This window comes from Agrobacterium larrymoorei (assembly GCF_005145045.1).
Lineage (GTDB): Bacteria > Pseudomonadota > Alphaproteobacteria > Rhizobiales > Rhizobiaceae > Agrobacterium > Agrobacterium larrymoorei.
On record NZ_CP039691.1, the window covers coordinates 1,091,080 to 1,116,050 of the forward strand.

Genomic DNA, 24,971 nt, shown 5'->3' on the forward strand with positions numbered 1-24,971 from the left:
TGTCAATATGGTGCTGTGAATAACGGGCAAGATCGACATCCGGTCTTGGTATTTCCGCCTTGACGGTCTTATATAGAAGACTGCCGATCAGCCGGCTTAGATTTCAGGTTACAATGCGCTTTTCAAACTCCTTTCTCGACGAGATACGCGACCGGGTGAACATCTCCGATGTCATCGGCAGACGCGTGACGTGGGACAGGAAGAAGAGTAACGCATCCAAGGGTGATTATTGGGCCTGCTGCCCGTTCCATGGCGAAAAGAGCCCGAGCTTTCATTGCGAAGATCGCAAGGGTCGATATCATTGCTTCGGTTGCGGCGTTTCCGGCGACCATTTCCGTTTCCTGACCGAACTCGATGGCATGGCTTTTCCCGAGGCGGTGCAGCAGATTGCGGATATGGCCGGTGTTTCCATGCCGCAACCGGATGTGCAGGCGGAGCGGCGTGAGCGTGAGCGGGCATCCCTTCAGGACGTCATGGAAATGGCGACCCTGTTCTTTCAGGATCAGTTGCAGACTTCGGCTGGTGCGCGTGCGCGCGCCTATTTGCGGGATCGCGGGCTGACGGGACGAACCATCGAGACATTCCGGCTGGGATATGCGCCGGAAAGCCGCAATGCGCTAAAGGAGCATCTCGCTTCCAAGGGCATTACCAAGGAACAAATGGAGGCCTGCGGCCTCGTGGTGCACGAGAATGTGCCGGTTTCCTATGACCGGTTTCGAGATCGCATCATGTTCCCGATCCTGTCATCGCGTGAAAAGGTCATCGCTTTCGGTGGCCGCGCCATGGCGGCGGATGCGCTGGCGAAGTATCTGAACTCGAACGAGACAGAGCTCTTTCACAAGGGCAACGTGCTCTACAATTTCGCGCGCGCAAGGCGTGCCGTCCAATCTTCCGGCACGGTTATAGCCGTTGAGGGCTATATGGATGTGATCGCGCTCCATCAGGCAGGCGTTGAAAACGCCGTCGCACCCCTTGGCACGGCACTGACGGAGAATCAGCTCGAGCTTCTGTGGAAGATGACGTCCCAGCCCATTCTCTGCTTCGATGGCGATGGGGCGGGTGTTCGTGCCGCGAACCGCGCTGCGGATCTTGCGCTGCCCTATATCAAGCCGGGCCGTTCGGTCAGCTTCGCGCTTCTGCCGGATGGCAAGGACCCGGATGATCTCGTTCGCCATGACGGCAGGGCGCCGTTCGACCGGGTGCTTTCCGAAGCCAAGCCGCTGGCGGCGATGATCTGGAGCCGGGAGACGGCTTCGGTCACTTTCGATACGCCGGAAAAGCGCGCCGAACTGGAAAACCGTCTGAAGCAGATCGTGTCCGTTATCGGGGATGAGAGCGTGCGCCGCTTTTACCAGCAGGATATGCGCGACAGGCTGAACGGCTTTTTCCAGCCGCAGTTTCAGCGCGGCAACATGCCCAATCGGAATTTTCAGCGCGGTGGCGCGGGCGGAAACGGGCGCGGTGGACAGCGCGGGCAGGGCAACACGGCTCTTGCGAGTGCTGGCCGTGTCTCGGACAGGCTCAGCCAGTCGGGACTGGTAAAGGGGTATCTGACGACACCTGCATTGCGGGAAAGCGTTCTGGCGCTGACCATCGTCAATCATCCGCAGTTGCTGCTTGAGGAATATGACGAGATTGCCGCAATCGACTATGAAAACCGCGATTTGCAGCGGCTCTGGTCTCAGGTGCTGACCTATGCGGCGGAAAGTGCGGCGGATCTTTCTCGCGAGGGCTTGATCGAGCGGCTGGATGTGCAAGGTTTCGGTACCATGGTCAAAGCCATGAACCAGCAGGTGCGCAACGCCAGACTTTGGACCGCGACGGAGCAGGCGGCACCTGAAGATGCGCGCGAAGGTTATGTGCAGGCGCTTTCGCTGCACAAGCGCACGAAAGCGCTTCGCTGGCAGAAGATCGATCTCGAGCGGGAGATTGCCGAGGCGACCGAGGCGGGCGATGGTGAGCGCGTCGGGCTTCTGATGCGTGCGCTTTCCGAGGTGCAGCTTGAGATAGGCCGGATGGAAAATCAGGAAGCGATCATAGACGGTTTCGGTGTCATGTCGGGGCGGGTGAAGGGTCCGGCCTACAGTCATGGATAGGTGTTTCGACAACCAGCAGGCTTGTCTTTTTGGATTATTGACCTAAATAGTGGATAAGTTGGTGAAGGCCCGCAAAATTCTGCCGTAATGACGGCTTTTTCGGTTTTTAACCCTTGGTCTGGCCGGAAAGGCTTGACGTGACGGGAAATAGCGGGAATCACCATTTCAGGAAAAGTAAGGTGGAATGGACCTTGGCGGATCGAAACTGCATGAGCACGTATTTCCGGATGCACTGTCTTGATGTTCCGCCAGTAAGTGCCGTGGTTAATCGGCAATTAAAGATCATTCCGTTAGGTGTTTGACGTGATTCGCGGTTATTGCCGGAAACCTTTATGAGGTGGACGGCGTTGCCGAGGAGCGGATGTTAGCGTCAGGGAAAGCGACGAGATAGATGGCAACCAAAGTCAAAGAAAACGAAGAAGCTGAAAACGAACGCGATGGCGCGACGGATGGGCCGCTTCTCGATCTTTCGGATGACGCAGTCAAAAAGATGATCAAAGCCGCCAAGAAGCGCGGCTATGTCACCATGGATGAGCTGAACGAGGTCCTGCCGTCTGATCAGGTCGATCCTGATCGGATCGAAGACATCATGGCCATGCTCAGCGAAATGGGCATCAATGTCATCGAGGACGAGGACGCCGAAGAAGCGTCGCCGGAGTCCGATGCCGAAGATTCCGATAGCGAAGAATCGGAAGGCGGAGAACTGGCTCCTTCCAGCGGCACCGCACTTGCGACCGCCAAGAAGAAAGAGCCGACCGACCGTACCGATGACCCGGTTCGCATGTATCTGCGCGAAATGGGTTCGGTGGAGCTTCTGTCGCGCGAAGGCGAAATCGCCATTGCAAAGCGCATCGAGGCTGGCCGCGAGACGATGATCTCCGGCCTGTGCGAAAGCCCGCTGACATTCCAGGCGCTTATCATCTGGCGCGACGAACTCAACGAAGGCACCACGCTTCTGCGCGAGATCATCGATCTCGAAACGACCTATTCCGGTCCAGAAGCCAAGGCTGCGCCGCAGTTCCAGAGCCCGGAAAAGATCGAGGCTGACCGCAAGGCAGCCGAAGAAAAGGAAAAGACCCGCCGTGCGCGCGGTCCGTCCAGCGACGACGACGTGACGAACGTCGGCGGCGAAGGCCTGCCGCCGGAAGAAGAAGAAGAGGACGACGACGAGTCCAACCTCTCGCTTGCCGCGATGGAAGCGGAACTGCGTCCGCAGGTCATGGAAACGCTGGATACCATTGCCGATACCTATAAGAAGCTGCGCAAGCTTCAGGATCAGCAGGTTGAAGCGCGTCTGGCTTGCACCGGCACGCTCTCCACGGGTCAGGAACGTCGTTACAAGGAATTGAAGGATCAGCTGATCACGGCGGTCAAGTCGCTGTCGCTGAACCAGAACCGTATCGACAGCCTTGTTGAGCAGCTCTACGACATTTCCAAGCGTCTGATGCAGAACGAAGGCCGTCTGCTGCGTCTGGCCGAATCCTACGGCGTCAAGCGTGACAGCTTCCTCGAGCAGTATCACGGTGCGGAACTCGATCCGAACTGGATGAAGTCCATTGCCAACCTTGCTGCCAAGGGCTGGAAGGAATTCGCGCGCGAAGAAAACAATACGATCCGCGATATCCGTCAGGAAATCCAGAATCTGGCGCAGGAAACCGGTATCTCGATTGCTGAATTCCGCCGCATCGTTTCCATGGTGCAGAAGGGTGAACGCGAAGCTCGTATCGCCAAGAAGGAAATGGTGGAAGCCAACCTTCGTCTGGTTATCTCGATTGCGAAGAAGTACACCAACCGCGGTCTGCAGTTCCTCGATCTCATTCAGGAAGGCAATATCGGCCTGATGAAGGCGGTCGACAAGTTCGAATATCGTCGCGGTTACAAGTTCTCGACCTATGCGACGTGGTGGATTCGTCAGGCAATCACCCGTTCGATTGCCGACCAGGCCCGCACGATCCGTATTCCGGTGCACATGATCGAAACGATCAACAAGATCGTTCGCACATCGCGCCAGATGCTGCATGAAATCGGTCGCGAGCCGACGCCGGAAGAACTGGCTGAAAAGCTGGCCATGCCGCTCGAAAAGGTCCGCAAGGTTCTGAAAATCGCCAAGGAGCCGATCTCGCTCGAAACCCCGGTGGGTGACGAAGAGGATTCGCATCTGGGTGACTTCATCGAGGACAAGAACGCGCTTCTGCCGATCGATGCCGCCATTCAGGCGAACCTGCGTGAAACGACGACCCGCGTGCTGGCTTCGCTGACGCCGCGTGAAGAGCGCGTTCTGCGTATGCGCTTCGGCATCGGCATGAACACGGACCACACGCTGGAAGAAGTCGGCCAGCAGTTCTCGGTTACCCGCGAACGTATTCGCCAGATCGAAGCCAAGGCGCTGCGCAAGCTCAAGCATCCGAGCCGTTCGCGCAAGCTGCGCTCGTTCCTCGACAGCTGATCTGACATCGACAAGAGAACAAAAAACCCGGTCAGTCTCTGGCCGGGTTTTTCTTTTTGAAACGGTATGTCGTATTTGGCCCCACTGTTTGCCAGAGGTTTTGCGCATTGGATAAGGCACCGAAAAAGAACTGGTTGCAGAGGAGCTGGATGTTTCCGGCCTCCGTGCTGCTGCATGTTCTGATTGTCGGTGCCTTTTATCTGCAATGGCCGCAGATGAGCGAGGCACCTGCGGAACCGGAGAGCGTAAGCGTCGAACTGGTGGAACCTCCGAAAGAGGAACCACCTCCGCCGCCGGAAGAAAAGAAGGCGGAGGAGCAGAAGCAGCCCGAACCCCCACCACCTCAGGCCAAGCAGGAAGAGCCGCCACCGCCACCGAAACCTGCTGCGGCTGCTGCGGTAGATGCCGCCATCCGCCCTGGACAGACGCAGCTGGACGAGCGCGACGAAGCAGGTGAGCAAGAGGAAAATGGAGGGCAGGAACAGCCCAAACCTGCCGAGGGCGATCAGGCAAAAGCTGACGAACTTCCAAAAGAGGAAGAGGCCGCCCAGCAGCCCACTGAGGAGATGAAAGACGCGGCAGAGGCTGGTGAGAAGAATTCTCCACTGCCGCCTGTTGCGGAAAATGGAGAGCTTCCAGCCTCGGACGCACCGGCTGAAACTGAAATCGCAAACGTCGCCGTTCCCTTGCCGAAACCGGAAAAGCCGGAGGAGCGACCCGCCTCGCAAGAGGCGTCACCCGCTGGCAGCGGTAATCCCGATCTGAAGCCCGCGAGAAAAATACTTGCGGGAGCAAGGCCGCCTGGGCCGATGATGCGCCAAATCTTCGGGAACCTGCCGCCCCGCGACCGGGTGCAGCAATTATGCCAGGCCGAAATCCTGCAGCAATTTGCAGCGGAACGCCGTGGCAAACCGAGTGCGGAAGGAATATTCTATTCCAAGCGGACGATAAACGACAATGTGTGGGAAGCCAGTGGCGCCTTCAATGTTGGGCCGGAATGGTATCCTTTCGAGGGACACTGCACGGTGAATATCGACCGATATCTGGTGACGGATTTCCGTTACGACATTCGTCCGAAACTATCCCCTGAGGAAGCACGGCAGCGCGGTTTCAGAACGCAGTAGCGGACGCCTCACGCGTCCACTCGCCTGCCAACCAGCCTGCCGATGGAGGACATCAACGAGTCTTCATCATAGGGTTTGCGGATGACGGGCACATGCGAAAATTCGCTAGGCACCATGATGCCGTCGGCATAGCCGGTTGCGAACATAAAGGGGATTTCACGGCGCAGCAGCTCATAAGCCACGGGAATTGAGGTATCGGCACCCAGGTTGATATCGAGAATGGCCACGTCCGGCTTCGCCGTCTTCAGCTTGTCCAATGCCATGGCAGAGGAGGATGCGGTTTCGATGTTGGTAATGCCGTGCTGTTCCAGCATATATTCAACATCCATCGCAATCAGCATCTGGTCTTCAACAAGAAATACGTTCAAGGGTTCCTCCGAGGAATAGGATGCGAAGTCGGCCTTTCCACCGAGTTCGGCGTCTTGATCTGGGCCCGCAGCGCTGACCGATGCGTGGCGCGACGGAATGAGAATGTGGGCCTCTACGCCGTGTGGCAGGTAGTCGATGCGGCTCTTGCCGCCGAGATCGTATGGCACACTGCGGCTGATGAGCGCCGTGCCGAAGCCGGAGCGAAGCGGAGGGGTAACCGTGCCGGGCACGGTTTCCTGCCATTCCAGAACGCAGTCGCGCATGTCGTTAAGTCGCCAGCGCACGGAGAGCGATCCACCCGGCTGGGCCAGCGCGCCATATTTGGCGGCATTGGTTGCAAGCTCATGCAACACCAGCGCCATGACGGAGAAAGCGCGTGAGTCCAGAAGAATATTCGGCCCGTCCATCTCAATCGTGCTGTCTGGAGAGCGGTGAGGGGACAGCTCGGCATCGAGCAGATCCTTCAGCATGCCGCCACCTTCGCCGCGTACCACCTGGTCATGCGCAAAGGAGAGCGCCTGTATGCGGCCTTTCAAGGCTGAAACATATTCCTGTAGCGTGCGGCCTTCCTGTGTGGGGTTGCCGACGAGCGATTTGATAATGGCGAGAACGTTTTTGACCCGGTGGTTCAGTTCCTCGTTCAGCATGCGCTGACGCACTTCCGCCTGCGCTCGCTCGCCCGCCATGACTTCGCTGTGGCGGAACGCGACCTCCACCAGTGCCACACGCGCGGCCTCGGCGATCTGGCGGTCTTCTTCCGTCCAGGGCTGGGCCTGCTTGTGCACCGTCTCCTTCCAGAGCGCGAAGCTCTTTCGCGGCGTCAGACGGTCTCCCAGCGGGCCTGTTTCGTAGGATTTATCCGGGTTGCCGCCCCAGTTCAGTGTCTGGATCAACTCGCGGCGGAAGAACATGAGATAATCGTTCTTCACCTGCGAAAGCGATACGGCCAGAACACCGGCAGTCTGGCTGCTATACTCTTCCGCTTCCGGCAGGTGGTTGAACAGGGCGTGCGTTGCCCAAAGCTTTCCTTCGGAAACGGAACTGAGCAGCCTTCCGATCTGTGGAATGGCCGCATCTGGCGGGGTGTTGCCCATGCCATACCAGTTGTCGTTCATCCATAGACCAACGCCATCGCAGGGCATCAGCGTCTTGAAATCATGCAGGCTTTCGACCAGCAGTTCTTCGATATCCGTATGGTGGGTGGCAAGGCGCAGGAACTTATCCAGCGCCGCATGTGCTTCCTGCGCGGTCGTCAGCTTCTTTTGCTGTTTCAACGCCTGCAGGTGCAGGGAGAAGAACTCGCCGAACATTTCTGCGGTAATGCGCATGGGCATGGGCAGAACGCGTGGTGAATAATGGTGGCAGGCAATCAGCCCCCACAATTCTCCATCCACGATGATGGAGATGGACATGGATGCCGCCACGCCCATATTGCGCAGATATTCGCAGTGAATGGGCGAAACGCTGCGCAGATGCGCAAAGGAAAGATCCAGCGGCTCACCGGAGGCATCTATCGTCGGTACGACGTTGACCCTCGCGCCGCTCGCATCTGAAATGATACGCAGCGTGTTCTTGAGATAAAGCGCGCGTGCCTGCTGGGGGATATCGCTTGCGGGGAAATATTGACCGAGAAAGCTTTCCAGCGCTGGCTGCTTTGCCTCCGAGATTACCTTTCCGGCGCCATCCTGCTCGAAGCGATAGATCATCACGCGATCATAGCCGAGCATCGCCTTGATCAGGCGGGAGGTGCGGGAAATGAGGCTGTCGACATTATCCGATTCACGGATACGGTCGATCATCAGCTGGGCAGTGTGAAGCGGGCGCGTTTCCTCGCTTACGGGCTCCAGTTCGATGATGGTCACCGACTTGTAGCGATGAACGGCAACATCGAACACCTTGCCATTTTCCAGCTGAACATTGGGTAAAAGGGCAGCGCGGCTGCTATTTGCCGTTACTGTCAGCGCGTTGCGAAAATCATGAACGGCGACATTTCCGAAGATTTCTTCCGTCTGACGACCGACCAGATCACCCGCAATGCCGAGAAAGGCCTCACAGTTCAGCGAGTGGCGTAGCACCGTCCGCATGGCGTTGTCGCAGGCAATCAGGCAGCCATGCGGCTGAATGCTGCCGGGAATGTGGATGGGCTCTCTGTCGCAGTTTGTGAGGTCGACCTGCTGGTCTATCGACGTCATATATCAATCTTTCGAGAATTTGGTCATGCTATGGTAGGTAGACGCGCCGCTTTTGTAGTGGAACAACAATAGATTGCTATGCGTTAAAATATTCCATTTATGAAAGTACTTGGAGACAAACGATTCAGCTCTGCCATTCGGCATCTTTTTATATTCGCATATGCTTGTTGCGTGCGCACTTGCAAGGCATTTCATAGATGTGTCTCGTTTGTCATGGAATGAATGCGTGAGGGTCCCTACCTCGCCTTAGGACAAAAAACGCCGAACGCGCCATTTGGTTCCGCGCATGGGAAGGAATATTCGTGCCGCAAAAATCGATCATCCTCAGCACGCATGGGCAAGGTCTTTACGAGTTTACCGCCGACGTCGCCGAGTTCGTCAGGTCTGCCGATATGGGCGAGGGCCTGCTGACGGTTTTCGTCAGGCACACATCCTGTTCGCTGATCATTCAGGAAAATGCAGATCCCGATGTTCAGCGCGATCTGAAGCAGTTCTTCGCCCGCCTCGTTCCACCCTCTTCGGACCCTTCCATGCGGTGGATCGTACATACGATGGAGGGACCCGATGATATGCCCGCGCACATCAAATCGGCGCTGACGCAGGTGTCCATCGGCGTCCCCGTATCGAAGGGAAAACTCGTGCTAGGCACATGGCAGGGCATCTATCTGTTCGAGCACCGCGATCATCCGCATCGTCGTGAAGTGGTGCTTCACCTTTCTGCTTGAAGCAAAAACGTTCCGGGTTTTCGCGGTTTCGCGGAAATTCATCTTTATGAATGACGGCTGAATGGTTGGTTCTGCCAACGTTCAGTCGAGCTTGATTAGTGTCTGCTCAATCGATCGGGTCGCAGAGGCCCGACGACCAGGATTTCGAAACGGAGTAAGACCATGATCAGCAACATTGCAAAAGCAGGCCTGGCAGCGCTTATGGCGCTTGGTGGAATTTCCGCAACTGCCTCAACCGCAGCCGCTGGCCCGGATGTGAAAGCAGGCGTCATCTTCGTGCAGGATGGTTATCGTCACGGTGGACATGGCTGGGGCCGCCCGGATCGCGGTCGTGACCGTTGCGCGTCTTGGCTTGCGGAAGAAAAGGCAAGCCGCATGGGCCTTCGCCGCGCTCGCGTCGTTGATGTGTCGCCGCGCCGCGTCGTCGTTGCAGGCTTTGATCGTCGTGGTCGCGACCGCGTCGTCTTCGCCAATGTTCGCGGCTGCCCGGTCATCCGCCGCTAACGGCCTTTAGATGTAATTCAAAAGCCCCTCGCCATGCAGATGGTGAGGGGCTTTTTGTTTTTGGCAGGAAATTGGAAAAGGCGCCGCGAAGGCGCCTTTCTGCTTATTGCTCAAGAGCAAAGGTCACGTTGACTGTGACTTTGTAAGTGTTCTCGCCAGCCGCGATTGGGACGCTATCGGATTTTTCCATCATGGAAGCGCGCATCATCGGTGCGGGGACGGGCAATGGGCGAGGGGCGTTTTCATTGATCTCTATGACGTGGCCGACCTTTACGCCTGCGGCCTCACTCAAGGTTTTCGCCTTGGCAACGGCATTCTCCACCGCCTTCTTGCGGGCATCGGCCACGGCTGCATCCGGGTCGTCATTGGTAAAGGTGATGTCGCCGCCCTGATTGATGCCGAGCTTGACGGAGCTGTCGAGAATCTCGCCCAGCTTCTTCAGGTCACGCACGCGCACGGTCAGTCCGTTTGTTACCTGATATCCGGTGATTTCCGGCGGAACGAAAACGCCGTCCTTCGGCTCAAACTGCTTGTAAACCGGCTGCACGGAGAAATTCGTCGTCTGCATATCCCTGTCGGCAATGCCTGCGGCCTTCAGCGCAGCCTGAACTTCACCCATGGATTTGCTGTTATCCTCCAGTGCTGCCGCTGCCGTCTCGGCCTGCTTCACCACGCTGAAGGACAGGATCGCCATGTCGGGAGCAATCGATGCATCTCCCTCACCGGAAACACTGATGGTCGCCTCACGCGGCTTGTTTTCCTGCGCCAAAGCCGCAAGCGGCAGCGCCGCAATCAATGTGAAAGAGCCGAGCGCGACGGAGCGAGCCAGTTTGGATGCCATGTAAAATTTCCTCTGTTGACGTCCCTGCAATCTCTATGACCGGAGATTATGAGGCTATTACGGCATTGATGGCACCACAATGGTTGCAACGACTTGTCGCGCCAACAAAATTACGTTAGAGCCTGTCCCGCATCCGGCTGAACCATTGCAGCCTCTTGCTCGATTGCGCCGCATTCGAAGGGCCTGTAGCTCAATGGTTAGAGCCGGCGGCTCATAACCGCTTGGTTGGGGGTTCGAGTCCCTCCAGGCCCACCATTTTTACTGCTTTTCCGTGTCAGTAATATTTTCGCTAAGCGTGTACTTGCGGTATCGCCTCGTTTTATTGTTGTATGTTTTCCGTGCAGCAGAGGATGTTCGTTTGTCATACCGCAATCTTTCTCAAGACCATTATTCGGTTAGATCTATCATATTGACGATGTTTGGTATTCTGATTGTCCTTGCAATCGGTGGGTCTATCCCTTTGCCGGGCTTGGAGCAGGGGCTTGTAGACGAGACAATGGCAAGAGGTGGTTCCTCGCGTATTTCAATCATGGCGCTTGGAATTCAGCCGCTGCCGACCATCTTTGCGCTTGGGCAGGTGCTGATACTTCTCGCGCCCAAATTGGAGGGGCGGCGCGTTTTCGTCCTTTCACTGCTGGTTCTCATCTTTATTTCCGCGCTCAGTCAAGCTTACGGTATTTCGCAAGCACTTCTCGCGACTGGGCAAGGCGGCGAGGACAGCGTGATTCGAAGCATGCTGATTACCGTCACACTCGTCGGTGGCGTTGCAGTCACTCTCTTTCTTGGCGGCTTGTTGCGATTGCCGCTTCTGACGTCGGGATTCTGGCTTATCTTGCTTACTGGCACGCTGTCATCAATGCCGCTTTTTGTGATGAGAACCCTCGAGATGCTACGTATGGGCGCAATTCCATTATCCGAACCGTTGATTGCCATTGGCTGCAGTATCGCCGGTATTTTCTTATCCATGCTCGCTGTCCGGCTGCTTTTGAAAGGCGTCATGATCCAATCTGACCATGGCACTGGTGCACCTACCTGCCGAAACCTTTTGGGAATCGTTGTATGGCCACCCTTTCTTGCGATGATGTTTGCGCGGCAACTTACGCCGCTCACTTCTTTGGATGCCTTTTCTTTTTTGTTGTCTGATATCATTCATCCAATTTCTTGGTTCATCACCTTTCAGACCATTTGGACCGTCATTCTCATCCCGGTCTTCGTCTGGCTTTACTGGCGCTATTTTGATCGGCGCGGATGTTCGTTATCGCCGTTCACAACGGTTTTTCTCGCGGGCGCTCAGATTTTGGTGGTCGCTGCCGAAATCGTGGTTAGTGAAAATATGACGTTTCCTACCGTCCTATCCGGCACGGCAATGTTGATTATCGCTGCCATCTGGTTCGCCGTTCTGGATGTTGCCAATCCAAAGCGCGCCCAGGCAGCAACTGGCTGATCTTTGTTGCATCGTCACAGGGTCTTTACCGCCCGACATCACGCCACCGGTCGCAAATGCTTTCGTAATCGTTAGAATGGCAGCGAATCCATGTGGGATGTCGTGTGAAGTTGGGGGAGGTCCTGCATGATCGTTGGCGCGGTTTTGACGGCGGTTTTGTTGCTGTTTCTCATTGCCTATCCGCGACATCTGAAACCGGTGGTGATTTCTCTTGGCATCGTCTGGGCGGCCATGGCGGTCTGGGTTGTTTTCGACTGGATACGCTCCGGCGAAAGGCTGGAGGCAATCATCGCGACGGCTTCTTACGATACGACCTGCCAGGATGCGAACGCGCCCATTCGCCTCAGCTTTCAAAACACGAACGGCGTTGCCGTGCGGCGGTTGACCTATACGCTGGAAGGCTTCGAGCCAGCGTTTCGTGCATCCGTTTCCTTCGATCCCTATCAGATAAGCGAGAGACGGCTGGAGGCGCATGAGACCTATGCGGCGTGCCGTCCGTTCAGGCTGCGCAACAACGAGAATGTGGATCCCAGGACGCTGGATTGGCGCGTGACCGTCATTTCAGCCGAGTTCGATTGAGGGTTATCACGCCATCGTGAGAGCAGCCGGAAGGCTTTGGCGGCAAGCGATTTTACAATGGTTTTGCACTACGACATTTCTGGTGGGCAATTTCTGACACCTTGCGCGGAAGGGATGCCGGTGGCACATGAGCCGCGCGTCTGAAGTGCACCGGAAGGTTTTTCGTTTGATTTCCGCCACCAGAATTTTGAAGATCGCCGCCATATGCCTCGTCGGGCTGCCGGTGCTGACCGGTGCCCACATGGGCATCAACCAGCTGACCGGAAACTTCCACGAGGTGCTGCCCGGCGAACTCTACCGCTCCGCCCAGCCGAGCGGTGCCGACGTGAACGAATATGCCAAGGCCAAGGGCATCAAAACCATTATCAATCTGCGGGATGAGAAGCGCGAGGCCTGGTACGAGGCCGAAAGCAACGCTGCGAAGAAGAGCGGCGTACAGCTCGTGGATTTCCCGATCAGTTCAGCCAGGGAGCTTTCCGAAAAGGATGCCGAGTTGCTGGTTCGGGTAATGAAGGATGCCGAAAAGCCGATCCTCATTCATTGCGAACACGGCGCAAACCGCACCGGCCTTGCATCTGCCATCTATGTGGGCGCCGTGGCAAAGAAGAGTGAGGCGGCAGCCGAGTTTCAGCTCTCACCTTTTTACGGACATATTCCGATCCCGGGGATCGGACGTTACGCGATGTATTCGTCCTGGGATAAGTTCGAGGAAACGATTGGGTTTTGATTGGCACATGCTGCCGTCATCCTGAGCTTGTCGCGGGCTGTCCGGCCAACTTTTTTTGGGGTGCGCTCTGCAAAGCCAGCGCCTTTGGAATGAAGAGTTGACCCACCCACGAGCGTCATCCTAGGGCTTGTCCCACTGCTGTCCGGCTGAGGTTTATGGACTTGGTATAGGGCATTGATTGCATTTCGTTTTTCGTACTCCGTGCGAACTCGGACTCGCCAGTGCAACGCTGGCTATGAATGTGGCAACGGCAATCCCCACTTCCGTCATCCCGGACTTGATCCGGGATCCAGCCAGACCAAGTCCTTGGTCTGAAAGACTTTTTCGACGCGCAGACGCGCGTCTGCTGGACCCCGGCTCAAGGCCGGGGTGACGAGTGGGGAAGCTGTTCTCGCCCCAAACTAGCCACCCAGTTTAAACCGGACAGAAGTGGGACAAACCCAAGGATGACGGAGGTCTTGGTTTTCAGCTGCAAAAAGAACCGTTTAAAGCGAGAACAAGAGCCGCGCCAAGGCAACGGCAGTCGCTTAAACCCGAGTTCAGAACCGCCCACCCTTTTCCGCAATAACCTTCGTCAGGCTTCCATCCGCCGGGAACAGTGGAATGAGGCAGGCCTGCAAAGCGTGGTAGATGTCGCCCTTGCCGGGGAAGAGGGTGTTGGCGGGAACGAGGTCTTCCGTCAGTTCCTCATGCCAGCCACCATGCTGATGGTCGAGGAAGCGGTTGGCGATGGTGCTCCAGATGCGGCGGTAGCTGTCTTCGTAGAACTCATCGGCTGGCAGGTGCTCGTTGAGGAAGTGGGCTGCACCTGCGGCTTCGCACATGGGCCACCACAGCTTTTCCGTTTTTGCGGGCGTGTTGTCCCAGTCGAGCGTATAGAAGAAGCCGCCTTTTTCACGGTCCCAACCGAGCGCCATGGATTGAACGAAGAGGGATTTCGCTGCCGTCGGCATCCATTCATGTTTGTGCCCGCCAAGCACCCAGAGCTGAAGGATGAGGCGTGCCCATTCCAGCCAGTGGCCGGGGGTGGAGCCAGAGGGGCGGAACATTTCATTGCCGCGGTAATCCTTGTCCAGCACCCAGTTCTCATCGAAATGTTCCGGCACACGGAAGTCCAGCGCACCCGCCGCACGGCGGATGACGAGGTCCGCAATGCGCTCGGCCTTGGTGAGATAGGCCTTGTCACCCGTTACCTCGAAGGCCGCCATCAGCGCTTCGGTCAGGTGCATATTGGAGTTCTGGCCGCGATAATTCTCGATTGTCGACCAGTCGCGGTAGAACTCTTCCGAAATCGCGCCGTGCCGGTCTTCCCAGAATTTCGTCTCGAGGATTTCGGTGATATCGGCCAGCATCGCATCCGCCAGCGGGTGGCCAACGACCTTGGCAGAAGACGCTGCCAGCAGCACGAATGCGTGGCCATAGCCCTGCTTGGTGGCATCTGCCGGGCCGTCGTCATTCACCTGCCAGAAATACCCGCCATGCTCGCCATCGCGGTGCTGGTTCCAGAGGTAAGTCATGCCATGGTCGATGATATCACCACAGCCGGGACGGCCCAGCAGGTGGCCGATAGAAAAGCAATGCACCATGCGCGCGGAAGCATGGATGCCGCGCACCTGATTATCGGAAACGAGAGGCACGCCCTGACGGTCCAGATCGAAAAAACCGCCCTTGGGATTGACCGCGCGATACTGGAAGAAATCGAACAGGCCTTCTGCCTGCTTTGCCAGCCATTGCCGGTGCCAGGGCAGGGTGCTCCAGTTGGCTTTCGTGCTGTCCGTCTCGCTCATGCAATCCTCCTTTGATGCAGTCTGGATTCTACCTATATCTTTCAGGCTTAAGGGTGTCATCCATAACGGAAATTTCGTAACCTTGGTTTAGGACGCAAATGGTTTGCTTGAACCGTTTCATATGTTGACATAAAGATATCTTTATGTGACTTGAGATTTGCTGATTTGCAAAGAATGAGGAGTGAGTGCCGATGTTGGATAATCTGTTTGGCCCGCTGGGCGGCAAACAAGACGGCGCGGAAATTCTGAAAGCGCTGAGACAGGCTGCTCAGGAGCGTATCCTCATTCTCGATGGTGCCATGGGCACGCAGATTCAGGGGCTTGGATTTGATGAAGATCATTTCCGTGGAGATCGCTTCATTGGTTGTGCCTGTCATCAGAAGGGCAATAACGACCTGCTGATCCTGACCCAGCCGGATGCAATCGAAGAAATCCATTACCGCTACGCCATGGCGGGTGCGGATATTCTGGAAACCAACACTTTCTCCTCTACGCGCATTGCGCAGGCGGATTATGAGATGGAAGGTGCGGTTTACGATCTGAACCGCGAAGGTGCCTTCGTCGTGCGCCGCGCCGCACAGCGTGCGGAGCGCGAGGATGGACGCCGCCGTTTCGTAGCGGGCGCCATCGGCCCCACCAACCGCACTGCCTCCATCTCGCCGGATGTGAACAATCCCGGCTACCGCGCCGTTTCGTTCGATGATCTTCGCGTGGCCTATGGCGAGCAGATCGATGGCCTGATCGATGGCGGTGCCGATATCATCCTCATCGAAACCATTTTCGATACGCTGAACGCCAAGGCCGCGATCTTTGCCTGCGAAGAGCGCTTTGCGGCCAAGGGCATTCATCTGCCGGTGATGATTTCGGGCACGATTACCGATCTTTCCGGTCGCACGCTCTCCGGCCAGACCCCGTCAGCCTTCTGGAACTCGGTGCGCCACGCCAACCCCTTCACAATCGGCCTGAACTGCGCGCTGGGCGCCAACGCCATGCGCCCGCATTTGCAGGAACTGTCCGACGTTGCGGATACTTTCATCTGCGCATACCCGAATGCGGGTCTGCCCAACGAATTCGGCCAGTATGATGAAACGCCGGATATGATGGCGGCGCAGGTTGCCGAGTTTGCGCGTGAAGGTCTGGTCAACGTCGTGGGCGGCTGCTGTGGCTCCACGCCGGAGCATATCCGCGCCATCGCCGAAGCCGTGAAGGGTTTCGAGCCGCGCAAGGTGCCGGAACACAAGTCCTTCATGTCTCTGTCTGGCCTAGAGCCCTTCGTGCTGACCAAGGATATTCCGTTCGTCAATGTGGGCGAGCGCACCAATGTCACCGGCTCTGCCAAGTTCCGCAAGCTGATCACGGCTGGTGATTACACGGCTGCTCTCGCCGTTGCCCGCGATCAGGTGGAAAACGGTGCGCAGATCATCGACATCAACATGGATGAGGGCCTGATCGACAGCCAGAAGGCCATGGTCGAATTCCTCAACCTCATCGCTGCCGAGCCGGATATCGCGCGCGTTCCGGTCATGATCGATAGTTCCAAATGGGAGATCATCGAGGCTGGCCTGAAATGCGTTCAGGGCAAGTCCGTGGTCAACTCCATCTCGCTGAAAGAGGGCGAGGAGAAGTTTCTGGAGCAGGCGCGTCTCGTGCGCCATTACGGTGCCGCCGTCGTCGTCATGGCCTTCGATGAGGTGGGGCAGGCCGACACTTATGAGCGCAAGGTGGAAATCTGCACCCGCGCCTACAAGCTTTTGACCGAGAAGGCAGGTCTTCTGCCGGAAGACATCATCTTCGACCCGAATATCTTCGCCGTCGCGACGGGTATCGAAGAGCACAATAATTACGGCGTGGACTTTATTCAGGCCACGAAGACGATCCGCGAAACCATGCCGCTGGTGCATATTTCCGGCGGCGTTTCCAACCTGTCCTTCTCTTTCCGCGGCAATGAGCCGGTGCGTGAGGCGATGCATGCCGTGTTCCTCTACCACGCCATTCAGGTCGGCATGGATATGGGCATCGTCAATGCCGGTCAGCTGGCGGTTTATGAGAGCATCGATCCCGAACTGCGCGAAGCCTGCGAAGACGTGGTGCTGAACCGTCGCGAAGATGGCACCGAGCGGCTGCTGGCTGTGGCGGAAAAATTCCGTGGCGGTCCAGGTCGGGAAGCAAAGGTGCAGGATCTGGCATGGCGTGAATGGTCTGTCGAAAAGCGGCTGGAACACGCGCTCGTCAACGGCATCACCGATTACATCGATGCCGATACGGAAGAGGCGCGGCAGCAGGCAGCACGTCCGCTGCACGTCATCGAAGGTCCGTTGATGGCGGGCATGAATGTGGTGGGGGATTTGTTCGGTTCGGGCAAGATGTTCCTGCCGCAGGTGGTGAAATCCGCCCGCGTGATGAAGCAGGCCGTGGCCGTTCTCTTGCCATACATGGAAGAAGAGAAGCGCCAGAATGGCGGCGATGAGCGCAAGGCTGCCGGCAAGGTGCTGATGGCGACCGTGAAGGGCGATGTGCACGATATCGGCAAGAACATCGTCGGCGTCGTGCTTGCCTGCAACAATTACGAAATCATCGACCTTGGCGTCATGGTGCCCACCACGAAGATTCTCGAGACGGCGATTGCCGAGAAGGTCGATGTCATCGGCCTTTCCGGCCTCATCACGCCGTCCTTGGATGAGATGGTGCATGTTGCTGCCGAAATGGAGCGCATGGGTCTCGACCTGCCGCTGCTGATTGGTGGCGCAACGACCAGCCGTGTTCATACGGCCGTAAAGATCAGCCCACGTTACGAAAAGGGTCAGGCGATCTATGTGACTGATGCTTCGCGTGCGGTCGGCGTCGTCTCCTCGCTGCTCTCTGCCGAACAGAAGCCCGCTTATGTCGATGGCATCCGCGCGGAATATGCCAAGGTGGCAGAAGCGCACGCCCGCAACGAGCGCGAAAAGCAGCGCCTGCCGCTGTCTCGCGCACGCGAAAACGCGCAGAAGGTGGATTGGGCGGGCTATCAGCCGGTCAAGCCGCAATTCATCGGCACAAAGACCTTCGAAACCTACGATCTTGAGGAACTGTCCCGTTACATCGACTGGACGCCGTTCTTCCAGACATGGGAGTTGAAGGGCCGTTACCCCGCCATTCTGGAAGATGAGAAGCAGGGCGAGGCTGCGCGTCAGCTCTATGCGGATGCGCAAGCCATGCTGAAGAAGATCATCGACGAGAAGTGGTTCCGCCCACGCGCCGTCATCGGCTTCTGGCCAGCGAACACGGTGGGAGACGATATCCGCCTGTTCACCGACGAGGGCCGGACGAAGGAGCTCGAGACCTTCTTCACGCTGCGCCAGCAGCTTTCCAAGCGTGATGGCCGCCCGAATGTGGCGTTGTCTGATTTCGTTGCACCGAAGGACAGCGGCGTTGCCGATTATGTCGGCGGCTTCGTGGTTACGGCGGGTATCGAGGAAGTGGCGATTGCGGAGCGCTTCGAGCGCGCCAATGACGATTACTCCTCCATTCTCGTCAAGGCTCTGGCAGACCGCTTCGCCGAAGCCTTTGCCGAGCGTATGCATGAGCGCGTGCGCAAGGAGTTCTGGGGTTATGCCACCGGGGAGAGCTTCAGCAATGAGGAACTGGTCGGCGAAGCTTACGCAGGCATCCGCCCGGCACCGGGCTATCCCGCCCAGCCTGACCACACGGAAAAAGAAACGCTTTTCCGCCTGCTGGACGCCACTAACCAGACCGGCGTGGAACTGACCGAAAGCTACGCCATGTGGCCCGGCTCCTCCGTCTCCGGCCTCTATATCGGCCACCCGGAAAGCTATTATTTCGGCGTCGCCAAGGTGGAGCGGGATCAGGTGCAGGATTACGCGCAGCGCAAGGGCATGGCTGTGGCAGAGGTTGAGCGTTGGCTTGGGCCGGTGCTGAATTATGTGCCGACGGATGCGGCGAAGGAAGTTGAGACGGCGGCTTGATGGGGTTTTAGCTGTAGCTGGTGGTATTCAATGCCTTCAGCGTCTAGGCGCTAAAGTTATTGCGCGCCAACATCCACTTCCGTCACCCCGCACTTGATGCGGGGTCCAGCCGACGCGCGTCTGCGCGTCGAAAAGAGTCTCTTGCGATCAACGACTTGATAGCGCATCAAGTGCCGGATGACGGTGCATGTGGCACCGCTCGCCGCCAATAGCCGACGTCCAGGCATTTAATCCGTTTACACGGCGTGCGCCAAGACGTGGAAGAGTGGAGCGCACGACGCTTCGTCTGCGCTCCACCAACCATCAATCAATACACCACGACACCGCGAATGCTTTCGCCCTTATGCATCAACTCAAATCCCTTGTTGATGTCTTCGAGCGGCATGGTGTGGGTGATCATCGGGTCGATCTGGATTTTGCCCTCCATGTACCAGTCAACGATCTTCGGAACATCCGTGCGACCGCGCGCGCCGCCGAAGGCGGTGCCCATCCAGTTGCGGCCAGTGACGAGCTGGAACGGGCGAGTGGAGATTTCCTGGCCGGCACCTGCAACGCCGATGATGACCGATTTGCCCCAGCCGCGATGCGAGGCTTCAAGTGCCTGACGCATGACCTTGGTGTTGCCGGTGCAATCGAAGGTGTAATCCGCGCCGCCGATCAGGTCGCCATTGCGCTTCGTCATGTTGACGAGATAGGGCACGATATCGTCGCCGACGTCTTTCGGATTGACGAAATGCGTCATGCCAAATTTTTCGCCCCAGGCCTTGCGTTCAGGGTTGATATCGACGCCGATGATCATGTCCGCACCGGCAAGACGCAGGCCCTGCAGCACGTTGAGACCGATGCCGCCGAGACCGAAGACGATGGCGGTCGAGCCGATTTCGACCTTGGCCGTATTGATGACCGCGCCGATGCCGGTCGTCACGCCGCAACCGATGTAGCAGACCTTGTCGAAAGGCGCGTCAGGGTTGATCTTGGCGAGCGCGATTTCCGGCAGAACCGTGTAATTGGCGAAGGTGGAGCAGCCCATATAGTGGTGAATCTTGTCCTTGCCGATGGAGAAACGGCTGGTGCCATCCGGCATCACGCCCTGACCCTGTGTGGCGCGGATCGAGGTGCAGAGATTGGTCTTGCGCGAGGTGCAGGAATAGCACTCGCGGCATTCCGGCGTGTAGAGCGGAATAACGTGATCGCCCTTCTTGACCGAGGTGACACCGGGGCCGACATCGACAACGATGCCTGCGCCCTCATGGCCGAGAATGGCTGGAAACAGGCCTTCCGGGTCAGCACCGGAGAGGGTGAAATCGTCCGTATGGCAAATGCCGGTCGCCTTGACCTCGATCAGCACTTCACCCGCACGCGGGCCGTCTAGCTGAACGGTCATAACTTCCAATGGCTTGCCTGCCTGAACGGCGACTGCGGCGCGAACGTCCATCGTCTCGTCTCCTTATGTATTTGCATTCGTAGATGCACGTTTTGCCCGACGTTCGGTTTGCGAACAAGTGCGGCTGCGGCAATTCCTCAAACTTCCGCGACTTCCGTCATTTTCACGCGCCGCGCGTTCAGGCGTTCCCGCCAGATGATGAAGAGGCCGGAAGCCACGATAATGGCGATGCCGAGCCATTTCGATGGTGTCGGAAAATCGGAAAACAGCACATAGCCCAGCACTGTCGCAGAGATGATCTCGAAATACTGGAACGGCGCCAGAAGTGAGACGGGTGCGAGCCGGAAGGCTTTCACCACGAGAAGATGCATATAGCCGGAGATGGAGCCGAGAAGAACCAGCAGCACCAGCCCGTGGGTCCAGCCCGGCAGTGACATCTCGAAATTAACATCACCAAGTCCGTTGCCGATCAAAAGCGCGCCACCCATGAACACCGTCCCGGCAATACCTGCCATGGTCTGCATCACCAGCGGGCTGTCGCCATCTCCGATCGCCCGGTTGAGAAACAGATAGAGCGTGAAGAGAAAGGCGCAGGCAACCGGCAGCAACGAGGTGAGGCCGAAGAGTTCGAAGCTCGGCTGGATGACGATCATGGCACCGATGAAGCCTACCGCAATGGCGCTCCAACGCATCCAGCCTACGCGCTCGCCCAGAAAAAGCGCGGACATGATGGTCAGCAGAAAAGGCTCGACGAAATAAATGGCGAAGACATCGGCCAGCGGCATATATTTGACGGCGGCAAAGAATGTCAGGCTCGCCGCCGCATGCAGCACGCCGCGCAGCAGGTTGAGCCATGGCCGCTTGGCATGGATCAGCGAGCGAGGGGAGATGAACAGCAAGAGGGGCAGGGTGCAGACAAGCTGAAAGAAGAAGCGATAGAAGGTCACCTGTCCGGGAGACATGCCCTCATGCGCCATATATTTCGCAATGGCATCCATCACCGGCAGCACAATCATGCACACCGCCATGATAAGCATTCCACGGACGGGTTGGCTGACGCTTTGCGGTTGGGACATCGGTGTTCCGGAATTTGAGAAGTTGGCGGGAATACCGGTCGAGATTATGAGATTCCGCGGGGGTGTAAAGTGCGTTTCTCGCATTGCCTTGTGGTTGTATGGAATGAATGACGAAATGAGCTATCGTCCAACTTCACGCCGCTTTTCAACCATTCACGCAATTTCCATGGTTTCTTTATTCTCAAGCGGCTATAGCGGGCGCGATGTATCGATAATATGGAGATATTCGTGGAACGCACCTGTCTTGCCGTAATTCTTGCCGCCGGTGAAAGCACGCGCATGAAATCGTCCATGTCCAAGGTGCTGCACCCGGTTGCCGGGCGGGCGATGATTGCGCATGTGATGCAGGCCGTTGCCGGTGCGGGCGTCAGTGCAGCGGCGCTGGTCGTGGGGCGCGATGCAGACAAGGTGGCGGATGCTGCGCGCGAGGCGGGTGTTTCGGTCGAGCCCTATCTTCAAAAAGAGCGTCTGGGCACCGGTAATGCCGTGCTGGCTGCACGCGAAGCAATCGAAAAGGGCTTCGATGACGTTCTGATCGCCTATGGCGACGTGCCGCTTCTGACCGCGGAGACGCTGAACAAGGCGCGGCAGGCCTTGGCGGAGAATGTGGATGTCGTTGTCATCGGTTTCCATACGGAAAATCCCACCGGCTATGGCCGCCTTCTGGTCGAAAACGGCGAGCTCGTCGCCATCCGCGAAGAAAAGGATGCGACCGAAGAAGAGCGCGAGGTTACCTGGTGCAATAGCGGGCTGATGGCGATCAATGGTCGTCGCGCGCTCGATCTTCTCACCCGCATCGGCAACAACAATGCCAAGGGCGAATATTACCTTACCGATATCGTTGAAATTGCCCGCTCGCAGGGCGGCAAGGCCGTGGCTGTCGATGCTCCCGAGGCCGAGATGAACGGCTGCAACAACCGCGCAGAACTCGCCTATATTGAAAAGCTCTGGCAGGAGCGCGCGCGCCACCAGTTCATGATCGATGGCGTGTCGATGATTGCGCCTGAAACCGTCTTCCTGTCATGGGATACCAGGATCGGTCAGGACGCGCTGATAGAGCCGAACGTCGTTATCGGTCCCGGGGTCACCATCGAATCGGGTGCCGTTATTCATGCGTTCTCGCATCTGGAAGGCGCGCATGTCAGCTCTGGCGCAACCGTCGGGCCATATGCGCGGCTGCGCCCCGGCGCCAATCTCGGTGCGAAATCGAAGGTCGGCAATTTCTGTGAGATCAAGAAAGCCGAAATCGGCGAGGGCGCCAAGGTCAACCATCTGACCTATATTGGCGATGCCTTCATCGGTGCCGGAAGCAACATCGGTGCGGGCACAATCACCTGCAATTACGATGGCATCAACAAGCATGAAACGCGGATTGGCAAGAACGCCTTCATCGGCTCCAATTCTGCGCTGGTTGCGCCCGTTTCCATTGGGGACGATGCCTATGTCGCCTCCGGCAGCGTCATTACCGATGATGTGCCTGCCGATGCTCTGGCCTTTGGCCGCGCGCGCCAGGAGGTAAAGGAAGGCCGCGCCAGCGCTCTGCGGGCGCGGGCACGGGCCATCAAGGATGCCAAGAAGAAATCCTCGTAACCTTCTGACATTCGTAACGAATAGACACTGAAAGTGACCGCCGTTGCGATTGCGGTTTTTGCGGAAATTGCTAGGACTTCCGCTATCGAAAAACACCGGATGAAAGCCTAACGGCCTGACCGGTGTTCTCAAAATATTTGGAGAATTGTATGTGCGGCATAGTCGGAATTGTTGGAACGCAGCCGGTTGCGGAGCGCCTTGTGGATGCGCTCAAGCGGCTGGAATATCGCGGATATGACTCTGCGGGCGTTGCGACGATCCATGATGGCGAGATGGCCCGTCGCCGTGCCGAGGGCAAGTTGTTCAACCTCGAGAAGAAGCTCTCCGAAGAGCCGCTTCCGGGGCTTACCGGCATTGCGCATACGCGCTGGGCAACGCATGGCGTGCCGAATGAAACCAATGCACATCCGCATTTCGTTGAAGGCGTTGCAGTCGTCCATAACGGCATCATCGAGAATTTTTCCGAGCTTCGCGATGAGCTGACGGCAGAAGGCGCAATATTCACCACGCAGACGGATACGGAAGTCGTGGCGCAGTTGTTGGCGAAGTTCACCCGCGAGGGGCTGTCCCATCGCGATGCGATGCTGAAGATGCTGAACCGTGTTACCGGCGCTTACGCGCTCGTCGTCATGTTTCAGGATGAGCCGGGCACGCTGCTTTCGGCCCGTTCCGGCCCGCCGCTCGCTGTCGGTCATGGACGCGGTGAAATGTTCCTCGGCTCGGACGCCATAGCACTTTCGCCCTTCACCAACGAAATCACCTATCTGGTGGATGGCGATTGCGCCATCATCACCGCTAAAGGTGCGGAAATCATCGACTTTGCTGGACAGCCGGTCCAGCGGCAGCGCCAGCTTTCGCAGGCGACGGCCTATGTGGTGGACAAGGGCAACCACCGCCACTTCATGGAAAAGGAAATCTACGAGCAGCCGGAAGTCATTTCGCATGCTTTGAGCCACTATGTGGACTTCGCCGAAAAGCGCGTGAAGGACGCCGATCCGGCCATTGATTTCGCCAAGCTCACCGGCCTTGCGATTTCTGCTTGCGGCACCGCCTATCTTTCCGGCCTGATCGGTAAATACTGGTTCGAGCGCTATGCGCGCCTGCCGGTGGAAATCGATGTGGCGTCGGAATTCCGCTATCGCGAAATGCCCCTTGTCCCCACTCAAGCCGCGCTCTTTATTTCGCAGTCCGGCGAGACGGCGGATACGCTGGCATCTCTGCGTTATTGCAAGGAAAACGGCCTCAAGATCGGCGCGGTCGTCAATGTGCGCGAGTCCACCATTGCGCGTGAATCGGATGCGATTTTCCCGATTCTCGCGGGTCCAGAAATCGGCGTTGCCTCCACCAAGGCCTTCACCTGCCAGCTGGCCGTGCTGGCATCGCTTGCCATTTCAGCCGGCAAGGCGCGTGGCACGTTGAGCGCTGAGGAAGAATCCGAACTCGTTCGCCATCTCACCGAGATGCCGCGCGTGATGAGTGAAGTTCTCAACGCCGTCCAGCCGCAGATCGAAACCCTGTCGCGTGATCTTTCCCGCTTCAAGGACGTGCTTTATCTCGGTCGCGGCACCTCGTTCCCGCTGGCGCTGGAAGGCGCGCTGAAGCTGAAGGAAATTTCCTATATTCATGCCGAAGGCTATGCCGCTGGTGAATTGAAGCACGGCCCGATCGCGTTGATCGACGAGCATATGCCCGTCATCGTCATTGCGCCGCACGACCGTTTCTTCGAAAAGACCGTGTCGAACATGCAGGAAGTCGCCGCACGCGGCGGCAAAATCATCTTCATCACCGATGCGAAGGGGGCCGCAGCCTCCAAGCTCGAAACCATGGCCACCATCATCCTGCCGACAGTCGACGAAATCATCGCACCGATGGTCTTCTCGTTGCCGATCCAGCTACTGGCATACCACACTGCCGTCTTCATGGGCACGGATGTAGACCAGCCGCGTAATTTGGCGAAGTCGGTGACTGTCGAGTGATTTTGCGTCGTCGGCGCCGCGATCCCGCAAAGATTGTCGGCAGCCCTTTCTGATGACGAATATTTCATAATATGACTATTGCCGGAGGGAACACCCTCCGGCATTGTCCGTTTTCGTCCCGTGTTTCATAAAAATTCTGCCAAGCG

At 57.5% G+C, this 24,971-nt stretch carries 16 protein-coding genes and 1 tRNA gene; 12 read left to right on the forward strand and 5 right to left on the reverse strand.

Annotated elements, in window-relative coordinates; translation table 11 throughout:
- The first annotated feature begins 113 nt into the window (after positions 1 to 113).
- The 3 genes from dnaG to CFBP5473_RS05155 all read left to right on the forward strand — a co-directional run bounded on the left by dnaG (position 114) and on the right by CFBP5473_RS05155 (position 5,666).
- Positions 114 to 2,096 carry a DNA primase gene (gene dnaG / locus CFBP5473_RS05145; protein WP_027674310.1) on the forward strand — a complete coding sequence of 661 codons (1,983 nt, stop codon included), beginning with the start codon at positions 114 to 116 and terminating at the stop codon, positions 2,094 to 2,096.
- Between the two features lie 391 nt (positions 2,097 to 2,487).
- The gene (gene rpoD, locus CFBP5473_RS05150; RefSeq protein WP_027674311.1) at positions 2,488 to 4,542 is read left to right on the forward strand and encodes an RNA polymerase sigma factor RpoD; all 2,055 of its coding nucleotides are present in this window, start codon (positions 2,488 to 2,490) and stop codon (positions 4,540 to 4,542) included.
- A 149-nt stretch (positions 4,543 to 4,691) separates the two neighbouring features.
- Positions 4,692 to 5,666 (forward strand): DUF930 domain-containing protein, encoded by a 975-nt coding sequence (locus CFBP5473_RS05155; protein WP_027674312.1) that lies wholly within the window; start codon positions 4,692 to 4,694, stop codon positions 5,664 to 5,666.
- Positions 5,667 to 5,674: 8 nt separating this feature from the next.
- On the opposite strand, the gene CFBP5473_RS05160 is transcribed toward CFBP5473_RS05155, so the two are convergent.
- Entirely contained in the window at positions 5,675 to 8,227 is a 2,553-nt protein-coding gene (locus CFBP5473_RS05160) for an HWE histidine kinase domain-containing protein (RefSeq protein WP_027674313.1), read from the reverse strand.
- 302 nt (positions 8,228 to 8,529) lie between these two features.
- On the opposite strand from CFBP5473_RS05160, the gene CFBP5473_RS05165 reads away from it, so the two are divergent.
- Together CFBP5473_RS05165 and CFBP5473_RS05170 are read left to right on the forward strand one after the other, a co-directional pair.
- A complete protein-coding gene (locus CFBP5473_RS05165) occupies positions 8,530 to 8,952 on the forward strand; it encodes a secondary thiamine-phosphate synthase enzyme YjbQ (RefSeq protein ID WP_027674314.1) in 423 nt (140 codons plus the stop codon).
- A gap of 162 nt (positions 8,953 to 9,114) precedes the next feature.
- The gene (locus CFBP5473_RS05170) at positions 9,115 to 9,456 is read left to right on the forward strand and encodes a hypothetical protein (RefSeq protein ID WP_027674315.1); all 342 of its coding nucleotides are present in this window, start codon (positions 9,115 to 9,117) and stop codon (positions 9,454 to 9,456) included.
- A gap of 103 nt (positions 9,457 to 9,559) precedes the next feature.
- Here the strand turns inward: CFBP5473_RS05170 and CFBP5473_RS05175 are convergent, their stop codons facing one another.
- Complete coding sequence (locus CFBP5473_RS05175) at positions 9,560 to 10,297, reverse strand: SIMPL domain-containing protein (RefSeq protein WP_027674316.1); 738 nt, start codon at positions 10,295 to 10,297, stop codon at positions 9,560 to 9,562.
- A gap of 179 nt (positions 10,298 to 10,476) precedes the next feature.
- Between CFBP5473_RS05175 and CFBP5473_RS05180 the strand changes: the two genes are divergently transcribed.
- From CFBP5473_RS05180 to CFBP5473_RS05195, 4 genes are all read left to right on the forward strand, one after another.
- Positions 10,477 to 10,552: transfer RNA gene (locus CFBP5473_RS05180), tRNA-Ile, on the forward strand.
- A 160-nt stretch (positions 10,553 to 10,712) separates the two neighbouring features.
- Positions 10,713 to 11,741 carry a hypothetical protein gene (locus tag CFBP5473_RS05185; RefSeq protein WP_037170775.1) on the forward strand — a complete coding sequence of 343 codons (1,029 nt, stop codon included), beginning with the start codon at positions 10,713 to 10,715 and terminating at the stop codon, positions 11,739 to 11,741.
- Between the two features lie 126 nt (positions 11,742 to 11,867).
- On the forward strand, positions 11,868 to 12,320 hold the full coding sequence (locus CFBP5473_RS05190) for a hypothetical protein (protein WP_027674318.1): 453 nt from the start codon (positions 11,868 to 11,870) through the stop codon (positions 12,318 to 12,320).
- Positions 12,321 to 12,447: 127 nt separating this feature from the next.
- Positions 12,448 to 13,047: a dual specificity protein phosphatase family protein gene (locus tag CFBP5473_RS05195; RefSeq protein ID WP_051441196.1), complete on the forward strand. Its 600-nt coding sequence runs from the start codon at positions 12,448 to 12,450 to the stop codon at positions 13,045 to 13,047.
- Positions 13,048 to 13,586: 539 nt separating this feature from the next.
- Here CFBP5473_RS05195 and CFBP5473_RS05200 read toward each other — a convergent pair.
- Positions 13,587 to 14,834 carry an AGE family epimerase/isomerase gene (locus CFBP5473_RS05200; RefSeq protein WP_027674320.1) on the reverse strand — a complete coding sequence of 416 codons (1,248 nt, stop codon included), beginning with the start codon at positions 14,832 to 14,834 and terminating at the stop codon, positions 13,587 to 13,589.
- A 191-nt stretch (positions 14,835 to 15,025) separates the two neighbouring features.
- Between CFBP5473_RS05200 and metH the strand changes: the two genes are divergently transcribed.
- On the forward strand, positions 15,026 to 18,799 hold the full coding sequence (gene metH / locus CFBP5473_RS05205; protein ID WP_027674321.1) for a methionine synthase: 3,774 nt from the start codon (positions 15,026 to 15,028) through the stop codon (positions 18,797 to 18,799).
- 307 nt (positions 18,800 to 19,106) lie between these two features.
- Here metH and CFBP5473_RS05210 read toward each other — a convergent pair whose 3' ends face one another.
- Together CFBP5473_RS05210 and CFBP5473_RS05215 are read right to left on the reverse strand one after the other, a co-directional pair.
- Entirely contained in the window at positions 19,107 to 20,234 is a 1,128-nt protein-coding gene (locus CFBP5473_RS05210; RefSeq protein WP_027674322.1) for an S-(hydroxymethyl)glutathione dehydrogenase/class III alcohol dehydrogenase, read from the reverse strand.
- A gap of 86 nt (positions 20,235 to 20,320) precedes the next feature.
- Positions 20,321 to 21,259: a DMT family transporter gene (locus tag CFBP5473_RS05215; RefSeq protein WP_027674323.1), complete on the reverse strand. Its 939-nt coding sequence runs from the start codon at positions 21,257 to 21,259 to the stop codon at positions 20,321 to 20,323.
- A gap of 228 nt (positions 21,260 to 21,487) precedes the next feature.
- On the opposite strand from CFBP5473_RS05215, the gene glmU reads away from it, so the two are divergent.
- Both glmU and glmS read left to right on the forward strand, forming a co-directional pair.
- Positions 21,488 to 22,849, forward strand: coding sequence for a bifunctional UDP-N-acetylglucosamine diphosphorylase/glucosamine-1-phosphate N-acetyltransferase GlmU (gene glmU / locus CFBP5473_RS05220; RefSeq protein WP_027674324.1), 1,362 nt, complete (start codon positions 21,488 to 21,490; stop codon positions 22,847 to 22,849).
- Positions 22,850 to 22,998: 149 nt separating this feature from the next.
- A complete protein-coding gene (glmS, locus tag CFBP5473_RS05225; RefSeq protein ID WP_027674325.1) occupies positions 22,999 to 24,825 on the forward strand; it encodes a glutamine--fructose-6-phosphate transaminase (isomerizing) in 1,827 nt (608 codons plus the stop codon).
- Positions 24,826 to 24,971: the final 146 nt, after the last annotated feature.

Excerpts from the sequence above, each read along its gene's own strand:
- dnaG (WP_027674310.1), top strand. The coding sequence starts at position 114 with ATGCGCTTTTCAAACTCCTTTCTCGACGAGATACGCGACCGGGTGAAC.
- rpoD (WP_027674311.1), top strand. The coding sequence starts at position 2,488 with ATGGCAACCAAAGTCAAAGAAAACGAAGAAGCTGAAAACGAACGCGAT.
- CFBP5473_RS05155 (WP_027674312.1), top strand. The coding sequence starts at position 4,692 with ATGTTTCCGGCCTCCGTGCTGCTGCATGTTCTGATTGTCGGTGCCTTT.
- CFBP5473_RS05160 (WP_027674313.1), bottom strand. The coding sequence starts at position 8,227 with ATGACGTCGATAGACCAGCAGGTCGACCTCACAAACTGCGACAGAGAG.
- CFBP5473_RS05170 (WP_027674315.1), top strand. The coding sequence starts at position 9,115 with ATGATCAGCAACATTGCAAAAGCAGGCCTGGCAGCGCTTATGGCGCTT.
- CFBP5473_RS05175 (WP_027674316.1), bottom strand. The coding sequence starts at position 10,297 with ATGGCATCCAAACTGGCTCGCTCCGTCGCGCTCGGCTCTTTCACATTG.
- CFBP5473_RS05185 (WP_037170775.1), top strand. The coding sequence starts at position 10,713 with ATGTTTGGTATTCTGATTGTCCTTGCAATCGGTGGGTCTATCCCTTTG.
- CFBP5473_RS05190 (WP_027674318.1), top strand. The coding sequence starts at position 11,868 with ATGATCGTTGGCGCGGTTTTGACGGCGGTTTTGTTGCTGTTTCTCATT.
- CFBP5473_RS05195 (WP_051441196.1), top strand. The coding sequence starts at position 12,448 with ATGAGCCGCGCGTCTGAAGTGCACCGGAAGGTTTTTCGTTTGATTTCC.
- CFBP5473_RS05200 (WP_027674320.1), bottom strand. The coding sequence starts at position 14,834 with ATGAGCGAGACGGACAGCACGAAAGCCAACTGGAGCACCCTGCCCTGG.
- metH (WP_027674321.1), top strand. The coding sequence starts at position 15,026 with ATGTTGGATAATCTGTTTGGCCCGCTGGGCGGCAAACAAGACGGCGCG.
- CFBP5473_RS05210 (WP_027674322.1), bottom strand. The coding sequence starts at position 20,234 with ATGGACGTTCGCGCCGCAGTCGCCGTTCAGGCAGGCAAGCCATTGGAA.
- CFBP5473_RS05215 (WP_027674323.1), bottom strand. The coding sequence starts at position 21,259 with ATGTCCCAACCGCAAAGCGTCAGCCAACCCGTCCGTGGAATGCTTATC.
- glmS (WP_027674325.1), top strand. The coding sequence starts at position 22,999 with ATGTGCGGCATAGTCGGAATTGTTGGAACGCAGCCGGTTGCGGAGCGC.